Below are 13,707 nucleotides of genomic sequence, written 5' to 3'. Positions count from 1 at the left end.
GCATCCATGACCCGTCTTGCCCTCGGCCTCCACTACGACGGCACCGCCTTCTCCGGCTGGCAGTCCCAGCCGCATCGCAATACCGTGCAGGACGTGCTCGAGGACGCCATCGAACGATTCGCCGGTGAGCGGGTGCCGACCACCGTCGCGGGGCGCACCGATGCCGGCGTGCATGCGCTGGGGCAGGTGATCCACCTCGACACCTCTCTGTCGCGCGAGCCGTTCTCGTGGGTGCGCGGCGTCAATGCCTTCCTGCCGCCGACGATCGCTCTGCAATGGGCCAAGCCGGTCGACGACAGCTTTCACGCGCGTTTCGCCGCCTTCGAGCGGACCTACTACTACGCGCTCTATACCGGCCCGCACCGCGCGCCGCTGGTGCATGGCCGCGCCGGCTACCTGATGCTGCCGCCGGGCAAACGGCTGGACGTGGACGCGATGCGCGAGGCCGCCGCCTGCCTGATCGGCGAGCACGACTTTTCGGCGTTCCGCGCCGCCGAGTGCCAGGCGAAGTCGCCGGTCAAGACCATGTACGAGATCCGTCTGCATGCCGACCGCGACTGGGTCTTTCTGCGTTTTCGCGCCAGCGCCTTCCTGCACCATATGGTCCGCAACCTGATGGGCTGTCTGGTGGCGGTCGGGCGAGGGCGCTATCCCGCCTCGTGGGTGGCCGAGGTGCTGGCTTCGCGCCAGCGCAGCATGGCGGCGCCCACCTTCATGCCGGACGGCCTGTATCTGGCCGGGGTCAGGTATCCTGAGCCCTATGGCATCCCGGCCGCCGATCCGGCCGGCAGCCTGTTTCATGGAGTGTTTGCCGATGTCTTCGCCAACTAGTGCGCCGGGCGCCGCAGCCGCGCCAGCCGCTGCGCCGGCCGAGTCCGTGCCGGTCCGTCCGCGCACCCGCATCAAAATCTGCGGGCTGACGCGCGAGGACGATGTGCGCGCGGCGGTCGACGCCGGCGCCGATGCGATCGGGCTGGTGTTCTATCCCGGCAGTCCCCGCCATGTCGATGTGGCGCGCGCCGCCGCGCTGGCCGAGGCCGCCGGCCCGTTCGTCGCGGTGGTCGGCCTGTTCGTCAATGCCGACGCCGAGGAGGTCGCCCACGTGGCCGAGCGCGTGCCGCTGTCGCTGCTGCAGTTCCACGGCGACGAGAGCGCGCAGGACTGCGCGCGGGCGGCCCAGCGCTGCCGGCTGCCGTTCGTGCGTGCCGCGCGCGTGCGCCCCGGCCTCGATTTGGTAGAATTCGGCGATCAATACCGTGACGCCGCCGCGATCCTGCTCGATGCCTTCGTCGAAGGCTACGGCGGCGGCGGTCACGCCTTCGACTGGACCCTGATCCCTCCCGGATGGATTGCGCCTGGCCCCAACACATCAGCATGCAACGGCAATCGAACCGCAAGCGCCGCTCCTCGCATCGTTTTGAGTGGTGGGTTGAACGCGCAAAACGTGGCTGGCGCGATTGAGCGCGTGCGCCCCTACGCCGTCGATGTCAGCAGCGGCGTGGAGGCAGCCAAGGGCGTCAAGGACCCCGCCCGCATCGCGGCCTTCGTGCGCGCGGTGCGCGCCGCGGATGACGACCACGCCGCCTGAGCCTGGCGACCGACCGGCGCCGATGACAGACACCGCGCCGGTCCCGCAAGCCACCTTTTTCCCCTGCCGCGGCCGATCCACCGAGGACGGCCGCGCCACCCGGAAGCCCCACTCATGTACAACCTGCCCGATTCCCGCGGCCACTTCGGCCCCTATGGCGGAACCTTCGTTTCCGAGACCCTGACCCATGCGCTGGACGAGTTGCGCGAGGCCTATGCCAGCCTGCGCAACGATGCCGAGTTCGATGCCGAATTCCGCCGCGAGCTGAAGCACTTCGTCGGCCGTCCGTCGCCGATCTACCATGCGCAGCGCTGGAGCGAGACGCTGGGCGGCGCGCAGATCTACTTCAAGCGCGAGGATCTGAACCACACCGGCGCCCACAAGATCAACAACGTGATCGGCCAGGCCCTGCTCGCCAGGAAGATGGGCAAGCCGCGTGTGATCGCCGAGACCGGCGCCGGCCAGCACGGCGTGGCCACCGCCACCATCGCGGCGCGCTTCGGCATGGAGTGCGTGGTCTATATGGGCGCCGAGGACATCAAGCGCCAGGCCGCCAACGTCTACCGGATGAAGCTGCTGGGCGCCACCGTGGTGCCGGTCGAGAGCGGCTCGAGGACGCTGAAGGACGCGCTGAACGAGGCGATGCGCGACTGGGTCACCAACGTCGAGAACACCTTCTACATCATCGGCACCGTCGCCGGCCCGCACCCGTATCCCGCGATGGTGCGCGATTTCCAGTGCGTGATCGGCGAGGAGGCCAAGGTGCAGATGCCCGAGATGACCGGCCGCCAACCCGATGCGGTGATCGCCTGCATCGGCGGCGGCTCCAACGCGATGGGCATCTTCTATCCGTATATCGACCACCAGGACGTCAGGCTGATCGGCGTCGAGGCGGCCGGCGACGGCATCGAGACCGGCCGGCACGCAGCTTCGCTGAGCGCCGGTTCGCCCGGCGTGCTGCACGGCAACCGCACCTATCTGCTGCAGGATCCGAACGGCCAGATCATCGAGACGCATTCGGTGTCGGCGGGGCTGGACTATCCGGGCGTCGGCCCGGAGCACGCGTGGCTCAAGGACAGCGGCCGTGCCGAATACGTCTGCATCACCGACGACGAGGCGCTGCGCGCCTTCCACGATTGCTGCCGGATCGAGGGCATCATCCCGGCGCTCGAATCGAGCCATGCGATCGCCTACGCGTGCAAGCTGGCGCCGACGCTGCCCAAGGACAAGCTGCTGCTGGTCAATCTGTCCGGACGCGGCGACAAGGACATGCATACGGTCGCCGAACGCGCGGGACTGACCCTCTGATGCGCACGCTACTCGACGAGACCCCCGGCACCGCCGCCGCGGCCACCATCGCGGGCGACGCGATCGCGCTGACCGCCGCGCCGGCGCTGCCGGCCCTGCTGTACCAGGAGGACGTGCTGGACGGCGTGCGCCGGCTGGCCGACGGTTCGATCGATCTCGTGGTCGCCGACCCGCCGTATGGGCTCGGCAAGGACTACGGCAACGATTCGGACCGGCTGTCCGGCCAGGCCTATCTGGAGTGGTCCGAGCGCTGGATCGATGCGGTGGTGCCCAAGCTGTCGCCGCGCGGCTCGCTGTATCTGTTCTGCACCTGGCAGTATTCGCCCGAGCTGTTCGTGATGCTCAAGCGGCGGCTGACGATGGTCAACGAGATCATCTGGGACCGGCGCGTGCCCAGCATGGGCGGCACCACGCGCAAGTATTCGTCGGTGCACGACAACATCGGCTTCTTCGCCAAGGCCCGCGACTACTACTTCGATCTGGACTCGGTGCGCGTGCCGTACGACGCCGAGACCAAGAAGGCCCGCAGCCGGCCGCGATTCGAGGGCAAGAAGTGGCTGGAGGTCGGCTACAACCCGAAGGACCTGTGGAGCGTGCCGCGCATCCATCGGCAGGACCCGGAGCGCGCCGACCATCCGACCCAGAAGCCCTTGCAGATCGTCGAGCGGATGGTGCTGTCGAGTTGCCCGCCCGGCGGGCTGGTGCTCGATCCGTTCACCGGCAGCGGCACCACCGCGGTGGCCTGCGCCCGGCATGGGCGCCGCTTCGTCGGCTTCGAGATCAATCCCGACTATGTCGACGTCGCGCGCGCACGGGTCGCCTCGGTGATGCCGCTGGCCCGGCCCGATGCGGCGCAGGCCGCGGACGCTGCCGAGGCCGCCGCGCTCGCCGCCTCGGCCGCGCCTGCTCCGCCTACTCCGTCTACCCCGGCAGCCGCCAACGACGCCGGTCCGGCGGACGCGCTGCCTCACCTCGCATCCTGACCATGTCCCGCATCCAAACGACTTTCGCGGCGCTGTCCGCACAAGGCAGGAAGGGCCTGATCCCCTTCATCACCGCCGGCGATCCCGAGCCCGGCCTGACGGTCGCGCTGATGCATGCGCTGGTCGAGGGTGGCGCCGATGTGATCGAGCTCGGCGTGCCGTTTTCCGACCCGATGGCCGACGGCCCGGTGATCCAGCGCGCGTCCGAGCGGGCGCTGGCCAACGGCGTCAGCCTGACCCAGGTGCTGGGCTGGGTGCGCGAGTTCCGCCAGCGCGACGCCAACACGCCGGTGGTGCTGATGGGCTATGCCAACCCGATCGAGCGGATGGGCGAGCGCACCTTCGCGCAAGCCGCGCGCGAGGCCGGCGTCGACGGCGTGCTGGTCGTCGATTACCCTCCCGAGGAGTGCGAGTCGTTCGCCCAGCTGATGCGCGAGCACGGCATCGACCCGATCTTCCTGCTGGCCCCGACCACGACCGATGCCCGCATCGCGCAGGTCGCCAAGGTGGCCAGCGGTTACCTGTACTACGTGTCGCTCAAGGGCGTGACCGGTTCGGGCTCGCTCGACCTGGACAGCGTCGCCGCGCGCCTGCCGGTGATCAAGCGGCATGCCGACCTGCCGGTCGGCGTCGGCTTCGGCATTCGCGATGCGCAGACGGCGCGCGCGATCGCCAGCGTGGCCGACGCGGTCGTGATCGGCAGCCGGCTGGTGCAATTGCTGGAGGAAGCGCCGCGGGAACAGGCGGTACAATCGCTGCGTTCGTTTATCGCGGAGATTCGCACGGCGCTGGACGCCAAGGCGTGACGCATTAGCCTCATATCGGCGAGCTTCGGCGACAGTTCACTGCCGACGGCCGCCGATTCCTGCTTTCCGCAGCACAGAATCTCGGCCCCCGGGCGGCGCCCGTGGTACATTCGCCGCCTTGGCCGATGGCCGGGCCTGCCACCTGCGCGCCAGCGTGCGTTCGTACCGCGTTGGGATGCGCCAGGCCGCGGCCTTATCCGAAAGGAGCGTTTTGATGAGCTGGTTGGATAAACTCCTGCCCCCCAAGATTCAACAGACCGACCCCTCGTCCCGCAAGGGCATCCCCGAGGGTCTGTGGGTCAAATGCCCGTCGTGCGAGTCCGTGCTGTACCGGACCGACGTCGAGGCCAATCTGCATGTCTGCCCCAAGTGCGACCACCATATGCGCATCCGCGCGCGCGAGCGGCTCGATTCGCTGCTCGACGCCGAAGGCCGCTATGAGATCGGCCAGGAGATCGTGCCGGTCGACGCGCTCAAGTTCAAGGACTCGAAGAAATATCCGGACCGCATCAAGGCGGCGATGGACGAGACCGGCGAGACCGATGCGATGGTAGTGATGGGCGGCGCGATCCATACCATTCCGGTGGTGGTCAGCTGCTTCGAATTCGCCTTCATGGGCGGCTCGATGGGTTCGGTGGTCGGCGAGCGCTTCGCGCGCGGCGCGCAGGCTGCGCTCGAGCAGAAGGTGCCGTTCATCTGCATCACCGCCACCGGCGGCGCGCGCATGCAGGAAAGCCTGCTGTCGCTGATGCAGATGGCCAAGACCACCGCGATGCTCAACAAGCTGTCGGCCGCCAGGCTGCCGTTCATCAGCGTGCTGACCGACCCCACCATGGGCGGCGTGTCGGCCAGCTTTGCCTTCCTGGGCGACGTGGTGATCGCCGAGCCCAAGGCGCTGATCGGCTTTGCCGGCCCGCGCGTGATCGAGCAGACCGTGCGCGAGAAGCTGCCCGAAGGCTTCCAGCGTGCCGAGTTCCTGCTGCAGAAGGGCGCCATCGACATGATCATCGACCGGCGCAAGCTGCGTGCCGAACTCGCGCAACTGCTGGCGCTGCTGCAGAAGCAGCCGGCGGACGCGGTGGCCTGAGCGGACGCCGATCGCCGAAGGATGGTTTGACGACGCGGACCTGGTCCGCGTTTTTTCATTGCTGCCGGCCGCTTGTTGCCGGCCTATGCTTCCCGCTGACGTACTCCCTCTCCCGCTTGCGGGAGAGGGCCGGGGAGAGGGCAAAGGGCGCCGGCATGCCCGGCGCCGCGTACCCTCTCCCCCAAACCCCTCTCCCGCAGACGGGAGAGGGGAGAGAACCGAGTAGTCGAACGATCATGCCTATCTTCTCCTCCCTGCCCGAGTGGCTGGCCCACCTCGAAACCGCGCATCCGGTCGGCATCGACATGGGCCTGACCCGGATCAGCCGGGTCAAGGAAGCGCTCGGCCTGCGCATCGACGCGCTGGTCTTCACCGTGGGCGGTACCAACGGCAAGGGCTCGACCTGCGCGATGCTCGAGCGGATCCTGCTGGAAGCAGGGTACAAGGTCGGGTGCCACACCTCGCCGCATCTGCTGTCGTTCAACGAGCGCGCCCGCATCAACGGCGAGATGGCCACCGACGCCCAGCTGCTGCCGCACTTCGAGGCGGTCGAGCGCGCCCGCACCAGCTTCGCCGATCCGGTCAGTCTGACCTATTTCGAGTTCACCACGCTGGCGATCGTCCATGCCTTCGCCGCCGCGCAGCTCGACGCGATCATTCTGGAAGTGGGGCTGGGCGGCCGGCTCGACGCCGTCAATGTGTTCGATCCCGACTGCGCGATCGTCACCAGCGTCGATATCGACCATGCGCAGTACCTGGGCGATACGCGCGAGAAGATCGGCTTCGAGAAGGCGGGTATCTTCCGCCCGCACGTGCCGGCGATCTGCGGCGATCCGATGCCGCCGGCCTCGCTGGTCGAGCATGCCGAAACCATTGGCGCCGACCTGTGGCTGGTCGGGCGCGATTTCCAGCACCAGGCCGCCAAGGGCCAGGAGCGCCTGCAGTGGGACTGGAGCGGCCGCGGCCGCAAGCTCAACGGGCTGGGTTATCCGGCGCTGCGCGGTGCCAACCAGTTGCTGAACGCGTCGGCGGCGCTGGCCGCGCTGCAGGCGGTGCGCGACCGCTTGCCGGTCAGCGCGCAGGAAGTGCGCAACGGGCTGGCTTTCGTCGATCTGCCGGGCCGCTTCCAGGTGATGGCCGGGCGCCCGACCGTGATTCTGGACGTGGCGCACAATCCGCATGCCGCGGCGACGCTGGGCCAGAGCCTCGATAACATGGGGTTCTTCCGCTACACCTATGCGGTGTTCGGCGCGATGGCCGACAAGGACATCGCCGGCGTGCTGCGCCACCTGAGCGACAAGGTCGATCACTGGTGCCTGTGCGACCTGCCGACCCCGCGCGCGGCCCGCGCGCAGGACCTGCTGGAGCACCTGGAGCAGGGCGGCTTCCGGCCGGGCCCGGACGCCACCGCGGCGTGCTTCGCCAGCCCCGAGGCGGCCTACCGGGACGCCATCGAGCGTGCCACCGAGAATGATAGAATCCTGGTCTTCGGATCGTTCTACACCGTGGCCGGCGTGATGGCGTACCGCGCGACGCAGGCCAACTAGCCTGCCGGACCGTTTTCTCGGGCACTTCCCGGGCACTTCCGGGGCACGCGCCGCGGTCGAGCGACAAACTCAAGGGGCGGCCGCGCCTGCCGCCCGCACCGAACCAATCTATGGGCCTGCTTTCGCTGTTTTCCTTCCGCAAGGGCAAAGATGCGGCACCGGAGCGCGCGCGGCGCGCCCGCGGCGCCGATGCCGGGGCGGGGTCACGCGCCGGGACGCGCGCCGGCACGCACGATGCACGCCGGGGTGCTGATGACTACGCGGACGACATGCTGGACCCGGAATTTCCGCAGAAGCAGCGCGCGCGGCGCCGCCTGATCGGCGCGCTGGTGATGACGGTGGCCGCGGTCATCGTGCTGCCGATCGTATTCGAGACCGAGCCGCGTCCGTCCGCCGACCAGATCGCGGTGCGCCTGAGCGGCGGTCAGGGCGAGGCGCAGGCCAGGCCCGAACCGCGCAAGGCCGCGCCGCTGCCGCCGCAGCAGCAGGCGCGCCTGGATTCGCAGGCGCTCGATGCCGGCGAGGAGCTGGTCAGCGCACCGGTCAACCGGCCCGCCGACAAGGCGCCGGAAAAGCCGGCCGAAGCGAAGGCCGACAGCAAGCCGGAATCGAAGCCCGAATCGAAGCCGGAGTCGAAGGCCGAAGCCAGATCGTCGGGCAGCGGCAAATATGTGATCCTGGTCGGCGCCTTTTCCACCGAGGAGAAGGCGAAGCAATGGATGAGCAAGTTGAAGGCGAACAAGGTGCCCGCATATATCGAGCGCAAGGCCATGGCCGACGGCGAGCGCATCCTGTTGCGTGTCGGCCCGTTTACGGACCGCGATGCCGCCGACGCGGCGCAGAAGCGCGTGCGCGAGGTCGGCCTGACCGCCCGCATGGTCGAGCTCTGAGCCGCGGCGCATAGGTCGCATAGAGCGAACAAGGCGGCGGATAGGCCGATAGGGGCGGATGGCGGTGCTCGCGGGAATGCAGTTCACTTTTTTCGATTACGCGGTGGTATTCGTGCTGATCGCCTCGGGGCTGGTCGGCGCGCTGCGCGGCCTGATGCGCGAATTGCTGTCGCTGGTGGGCTGGATCGCAGCCTTCTTCGTGGCCTACAACTATGTCGGCGTCGCGGCGCAATGGATGCCCGAGTCGCTGCCGGGCGGCGCGCTCGCGCGCAGCGCCGCCGGATTCGCGGTATTGTTCTTCGGCACCGTGATCGCCGCGGCGCTGATCGGCGCGGTGATCGGCCAGTTGCTGGAGACCACCGGCCTGAAGCCGGCGGATCGCGGGCTCGGACTGGTGTTCGGGGTGGCGCGCGGCGCGCTGGTGGTGATGCTGCTGGTCACGTTGGCCGGCTTCACCAAATTGCCCGACGAACCCTTCTGGCGCGACGCGGTGTCGCGCCCCTACGTCATCGCCGCGATGGAGTCGCTGCGGCCCTGGTTGCCGCCGGAAATCGCCAAATACGTCAGAACGTGAGGCCGGGCGCGCGCCCGGCATGAACTTTTCGCGCCTGGTCTGCCATCGGCAGCGCGCAGGGCGCGCCGAATCGAAGCCTTTCCTGGGAGCTTGGCATGTGCGGTATCGTCGGTGTGGTGTCTGCCACGCCCGTCAATCAGTTGATTTACGACAGCCTGCTGCTGTTGCAGCATCGCGGTCAGGACGCCGCTGGCATCGCGACCGCCAACGGCAGCACCTTCCACATGCACAAGGCCAACGGCCTGGTGCGCGACGTGTTCCGCACGCGCAATATGCGCGGTCTGCCGGGCGCCGCCGGCATCGGCCAGGTTCGCTATCCGACCGCCGGCTCTGCCTCCAGCGAGGAAGAGGCCCAGCCGTTCTACGTCAATGCGCCGTACGGCATCATCCTGGCGCATAACGGCAACCTGACCAACTGGCAGCAGCTGCGCGAGGAGATGTTCCGGCGCGATCGCCGCCACATCAATACGCATTCGGATACCGAGGTACTGCTGAACGTGCTGGCCGACGAGCTGCAGCGCGCCAGCAACGGCACCTCGCTCGACCCCGAGATCATCTTCGCCGCGGTGGCGGGCATGCACCGCCGCGTGCGCGGCTCGTATGCCATCGCCGCGCAGATCGCCGGCTACGGCATGCTGGCCGTGCGCGATCCGTTCGGCATCCGCCCGCTGTGCCTGGGCAGCGTCGAGACGCCGAACGGCAAGGAATGGATGGTGGCGTCGGAATCGGTGGCGCTCGAAGGCATCGGCTACAAGCTCGAGCGCGACGTGGCGCCGGGCGAGGCCATCTTCATCGATCTCGACGGCAAGCTGTACACGAAGCAGTGCGCCGACAATCCGCTGCTGAACTCCTGCATCTTCGAATACGTCTATCTGGCGCGGCCGGATTCGTGCATCGACGGCGTGCCGGTCTACGATGCGCGCCTGCGCATGGGCGACTATCTGGCCGAGAAGATCCGCAGCGAAGTCAGCGCAGGCGATATCGACGTGGTGATGCCGATCCCCGATTCGAGCCGGCCGGCCGCAATGCAGGTCGCCAACAAGCTCGGCCTGAACTATCGCGAGGGCTTCTTCAAGAACCGCTATGTGGGCCGCACCTTCATCATGCCGGGCCAGGCGGTGCGCAAGAAGTCGGTGCGCCAGAAGCTCAACGCGATGGGCGTCGAGTTCAAGGGCAAGAACGTGCTGATCGTCGACGACTCGATCGTGCGCGGCACCACCTCGTTCGAGATCGTGCAGATGGCGCGCGACGCCGGCGCGAACAAGGTCATCTTCGCCTCGGCCGCGCCGCCGGTGAAGTTCCCCAACGTCTACGGCATCGACATGCCGACCCGCAGCGAGCTGGTCGCGCATGGCCGCAGCCATGACGAGATCTGCCGCATGATCGGCGCGGATCAGCTGGTCTATCAGGACGTCGAGGCGATGAAGCAGGCGGTGCGCGACATCAACCCGGCCCTGAAGGACTTCGAGGCCTCCTGCTTCGACGGCAAGTACATCACCGGCGATATCGACGAGGCCTACCTGGACCGCCTCGAGACCGCGCGCAGCCAGGCCGACCGCGAAGGCGGCGGTGATACCGAGCGTTCGCAGCTGCATCTGCAGCGCTCGGGCGGCAACGAGTAAGACTGCCGGCTTGCTCCGGTTTTCTCCCTCTCCCGCTTGCGGGAGAGGGCAGGGGAGAGGGCAGGGGCGCCTGCCATGGCCGGCGACGCAGGCATGCGCGGCGCCGTTACCCTCTCCCCCGGCCCCTCTCCCGCTAGCGGGAGAAGGGAGCACCTCATCACTACTGACGATTTCCCTTCGACCATGAACGAACCGCTCGACCTCGACTCCCTCGGCATTGATACGCTCGGCGTGCGCGCCGGCACGTTGCGCAGCGAGTTCATGGAGCATTCGGAGGCGATGTATCTGACCTCGAGCTTCTGTTTCGGCAGCGCCGCCGAGGCCGCCGAGCGCTTCGCCAACTCGGAAGAGGGCTATACCTACTCGCGCTTCACCAATCCCACCGTCAGCATGTTCCAGCAGCGGCTGGCAGCGCTCGAAGGGGCCGAGGCTTGCATGGCCACCGCCTCGGGCATGAGCGCGATCCTGTCGGTGGTGCTGTCGTCGATGCAGGCGGGGGACCATCTGGTCAGCTCGCGCGCAATCTTCGGCTCGACCATGACGCTGTTCTCGAACATCTTCTCGAAGTTCGGCGTCGAAACCACCTTCGTCGATGGCACCGACCTGGCCGCCTGGCGCGCGGCCGTCAAGCCGAACACCAAGCTGTTCTTCCTCGAGACGCCTTCGAATCCGCTCACCGAGGTTGCCGATATCGCCGCGGTCGCCGAGATCGCGCACGATGCCGGCGCGCTGCTGGTGGTCGACAACTGCTTCTGTTCGCCGGCGCTGCAGCAGCCGCTGCGCTTCGGCGCCGACATCGTCGTGCATTCGGCCACCAAGCATATCGACGGCCAGGGCCGCGTGCTGGGCGGCGCGGTGCTCGGCAAGCACGACTTCATCATGGGCAAGGTGTTCCCTTTCGTGCGGACTGCCGGCCCGACGCTGTCGGCGTTCAACGCCTGGGTGATGCTCAAGGGCATGGAGACGCTGGCGATCCGCATGGAGCGCCATTCGGCCAGCGCGCTGGCGCTGGCGCAGTTCCTCGAATCGCACCCGGCGGTGGCGCGCGTCTACCATCCGGCGCTGAAGTCCCATCCGCAGCACGCGGTCGCGATGCGTCAGCAGAGCGGCGGCGGCGCGATCGTGTCGTTCGAACTGAAGGGCGCCACGCCCGAGGCGCAGCGCGCCAACGCCTGGCGTGTGATCGACAGCACGCGGCTGTGCTCGATCACCGGCAACCTCGGCGATACGCGTACGACGATCACGCATCCGTACACCACCACGCACGCACGTGTCAGCCCCGAGGCCAAGGCCGCGGCCGGCATCGGCGAGGGCCTAATCCGCATGGCGGTGGGGCTCGAGTCGGTCGAGGATCTGAAGGCCGATCTGCTGCGCGGGTTGCGCGACTGACGTCACCGCCCAGGATGGAAAAAGCCGGCCCTGGGGCCGGCTTTGCCTTGTGGGCGTGGTTCCGCCTCACCGCAGCATCCGCCTGCGCAGCAGCACCATGGCGACGACCAGCGCCACCAGCGCATAGGCGGCCAGTACCGCCACATGCAGCCCCACCTGCTCGGCGGGACGGCCGAGCATCAGCGGCCGGATCAGCGCCACCGCGTGGGCCAGCGGCAGCACCTGCGTCGCGGCCTGCGCGCCGGGCGGCAGCTGTTCCAGCGGGAAGAACACGCCCGACAGCAGCAGCATTGGCGTCATCACCAGCGTCTGGTAGAACATGAAGAAGTCATAGCTGGGCGCCAGTGCGGTGACGATCATTGCCAGGCTGGCGAAGGCGATGCCGGCCAGCGCAATCACCGGAAGCGCCAGCAGCGCGTTCGGCATCTGCGCATAGCCGAGCGCGCTCGCGACCAGCATGATCGCCACGCCGGACAGCACCGCCTTGCTGGCCGCCCACACTACTTCGCCGAGCACCACGTCGCCCAGCGTCAGCGGCGCATGCATGATGGCCTCCCAGGTCCGCTGCACGTGCATGCGCGAGAACGCCGAATACATCGACTCGAAGCTGGCCGACATCATCACGCTGGAGGCGGTGGTGCCGGCCGCCAGGAAGGCGATGTACGAGACGCCGTCGACGCGGCCCACCAGCAGGCCCAGGCCGAAGCCCAGCCCGAACAGATAGATCATCGGATCGGCCAGATTGCCGAACATCGACGGGATCGCCAGCTTGCGCCAGACGCGATAGTTGCGATACCAGACCATGGTCCAGTTGCGCAGGTTCAGCGGCCACAGCGGCTGCGGATAGCGTTGCGTGGCGACGGTGGCGCCGCGGGCTGACGTTGCCGCGGTGGCCAGCTTGCCGTCGTTGCCCGGGTCCGGGTCTCGTTCGCTCATGGTTTCCTCGATGGTTCGGTGCGTGGCGGGCGGCGAGCCGTCCCGGCCTTCGGCCGATCAGTCCCGCATTTCGCGGCCGGTCAGCTTCAGGAACACATCCTCCAGATTGGCGGGGCGATGCAGATAGCGGATGCCGCCGTTGCCGTGCAGCGCCGCCAGCAGCGGTTCCGGTTCACGGACGTAGCAGAACAGCGTCTCCCCGCTCTTTTCGGTGCGCTCGGCCAGCGGCGCGAGCCGCTCGCGCAGCGCGTCCAGCTCCTCGCCATAGACCTCGACCACATCACAGCCGATCTGCCGGTCGATCAGCTCGTGCGGCTTGCCTTCGGCAATCTTGCGGCCGCCGTCGATCACGCACAGATAGTTGCACAGGCGCTCCGCCTCCTCCATGAAATGCGTGGTCAGCAGAATGGTCTTGCCGGAGGCGAGCAGCGATTTGAGCCGGTCCCAGATCAGATGGCGCGCCTGCGGGTCCAGGCCCGTGGTCGGCTCGTCCATCACCAGCAGGTCGGGATCGTTGATCAACGCGCGCGCCACCGTCAGGCGCCGGCGCATGCCGCCGGACAGGTCGCGCACGTGCGCGTCGGCGCGGTTTTCCAGGCGGGCGAATTCGAGCAGCATCGGCACGCGCCGTTCGATCTCGGCGGACGACAGGCCGAAGTAGCGGCCGAAGATGCGCAGGTTCTCGACCACGGTGAAGTCGGGATCGAGATTGTCGAACTGCGGCACCACGCCGACGCGCATGCGGGCCTGTGGGGCGCGGGCGGGGACGGGTTCGCCGCACAGCGTCAGCTCGCCCGACGCCGGCGTGGTCAGCCCCAGCAGCAGCCGCAGCGTGGTGGTCTTGCCGGCGCCGTTGGGGCCCAGCAGGCCGAAGCATTGGCCGCGCTGCACCTGCAGGCTCAGATCGTCGACGACGACGGTGTCGCCGTACTGTTTGCGCACATGGCGCAGTTCGAGAATGGCAGTCAACGCAGCGT

Annotated in this window: 13 protein-coding genes; 11 read left to right on the top strand and 2 right to left on the bottom strand. The window is 68.2% G+C overall.

Annotated features, from left to right (window positions below; all coding sequences use genetic code 11):
* The first annotated feature begins 6 nt into the window (after nucleotides 1-6).
* The 11 genes from truA (at nucleotide 7) to HTY53_RS15585 (ending at nucleotide 11,794) form a co-directional block, all read left to right on the top strand.
* Nucleotides 7-831, top strand: a complete 825-nt coding sequence (truA, locus tag HTY53_RS15635) for a tRNA pseudouridine(38-40) synthase TruA (RefSeq protein ID WP_174107526.1) — start codon at nucleotides 7-9, stop codon at nucleotides 829-831.
* On the top strand, nucleotides 815-1,588 hold the full coding sequence (locus HTY53_RS15630) for a phosphoribosylanthranilate isomerase (RefSeq protein WP_174107525.1): 774 nt from the start codon (nucleotides 815-817) through the stop codon (nucleotides 1,586-1,588). The genes truA and HTY53_RS15630 overlap by 17 nt, the downstream gene beginning before the upstream one ends.
* A 114-nt stretch (nucleotides 1,589-1,702) precedes the next feature.
* Nucleotides 1,703-2,896, top strand: coding sequence for a tryptophan synthase subunit beta (trpB, locus tag HTY53_RS15625; RefSeq protein ID WP_174107524.1), 1,194 nt, complete (start codon nucleotides 1,703-1,705; stop codon nucleotides 2,894-2,896).
* Nucleotides 2,896-3,879, top strand: a complete 984-nt coding sequence (locus tag HTY53_RS15620) for a DNA-methyltransferase (RefSeq protein ID WP_254599973.1) — start codon at nucleotides 2,896-2,898, stop codon at nucleotides 3,877-3,879. The genes trpB and HTY53_RS15620 overlap by 1 nt, the downstream gene beginning before the upstream one ends.
* Before the next feature lie 2 nt (nucleotides 3,880-3,881).
* A complete protein-coding gene (trpA, locus tag HTY53_RS15615) occupies nucleotides 3,882-4,685 on the top strand; it encodes a tryptophan synthase subunit alpha (protein WP_174107523.1) in 804 nt (267 codons plus the stop codon).
* A 214-nt stretch (nucleotides 4,686-4,899) separates the two neighbouring features.
* Nucleotides 4,900-5,772, top strand: coding sequence for an acetyl-CoA carboxylase, carboxyltransferase subunit beta (gene accD, locus HTY53_RS15610; RefSeq protein WP_174107522.1), 873 nt, complete (start codon nucleotides 4,900-4,902; stop codon nucleotides 5,770-5,772).
* A gap of 236 nt (nucleotides 5,773-6,008) precedes the next feature.
* Nucleotides 6,009-7,319, top strand: a complete 1,311-nt coding sequence (gene folC, locus HTY53_RS15605; RefSeq protein WP_174107521.1) for a bifunctional tetrahydrofolate synthase/dihydrofolate synthase — start codon at nucleotides 6,009-6,011, stop codon at nucleotides 7,317-7,319.
* Nucleotides 7,320-7,429: 110 nt separating this feature from the next.
* On the top strand, nucleotides 7,430-8,209 hold the full coding sequence (locus HTY53_RS15600) for an SPOR domain-containing protein (protein ID WP_174107520.1): 780 nt from the start codon (nucleotides 7,430-7,432) through the stop codon (nucleotides 8,207-8,209).
* A 76-nt stretch (nucleotides 8,210-8,285) separates the two neighbouring features.
* Nucleotides 8,286-8,783 carry a CvpA family protein gene (locus tag HTY53_RS15595; protein WP_174107519.1) on the top strand — a complete coding sequence of 166 codons (498 nt, stop codon included), beginning with the start codon at nucleotides 8,286-8,288 and terminating at the stop codon, nucleotides 8,781-8,783.
* A gap of 95 nt (nucleotides 8,784-8,878) precedes the next feature.
* Nucleotides 8,879-10,405: an amidophosphoribosyltransferase gene (gene purF, locus HTY53_RS15590; RefSeq protein WP_174107518.1), complete on the top strand. Its 1,527-nt coding sequence runs from the start codon at nucleotides 8,879-8,881 to the stop codon at nucleotides 10,403-10,405.
* A 183-nt stretch (nucleotides 10,406-10,588) separates the two neighbouring features.
* Entirely contained in the window at nucleotides 10,589-11,794 is a 1,206-nt protein-coding gene (locus HTY53_RS15585; RefSeq protein WP_174107517.1) for an O-succinylhomoserine sulfhydrylase, read from the top strand.
* 66 nt (nucleotides 11,795-11,860) lie between these two features.
* On the opposite strand, the gene HTY53_RS15580 is transcribed toward HTY53_RS15585, so the two are convergent.
* Together HTY53_RS15580 and nodI are read right to left on the bottom strand one after the other, a co-directional pair.
* Nucleotides 11,861-12,730, bottom strand: a complete 870-nt coding sequence (locus tag HTY53_RS15580; RefSeq protein ID WP_174107516.1) for an ABC transporter permease — start codon at nucleotides 12,728-12,730, stop codon at nucleotides 11,861-11,863.
* Nucleotides 12,731-12,787: 57 nt separating this feature from the next.
* The gene (gene nodI / locus HTY53_RS15575) at nucleotides 12,788-13,699 is read right to left on the bottom strand and encodes a nodulation factor ABC transporter ATP-binding protein NodI (protein ID WP_174107515.1); all 912 of its coding nucleotides are present in this window, start codon (nucleotides 13,697-13,699) and stop codon (nucleotides 12,788-12,790) included.
* Between the last annotated feature and the right edge of the window lie 8 nt (nucleotides 13,700-13,707).

Source organism: Cupriavidus gilardii (assembly GCF_013314895.1).
GTDB lineage: Bacteria > Pseudomonadota > Gammaproteobacteria > Burkholderiales > Burkholderiaceae > Cupriavidus > Cupriavidus gilardii_C.
Note: the sequence above shows the minus strand (reverse complement) of the source record. Positions and strands in the feature narration are given on the sequence as shown.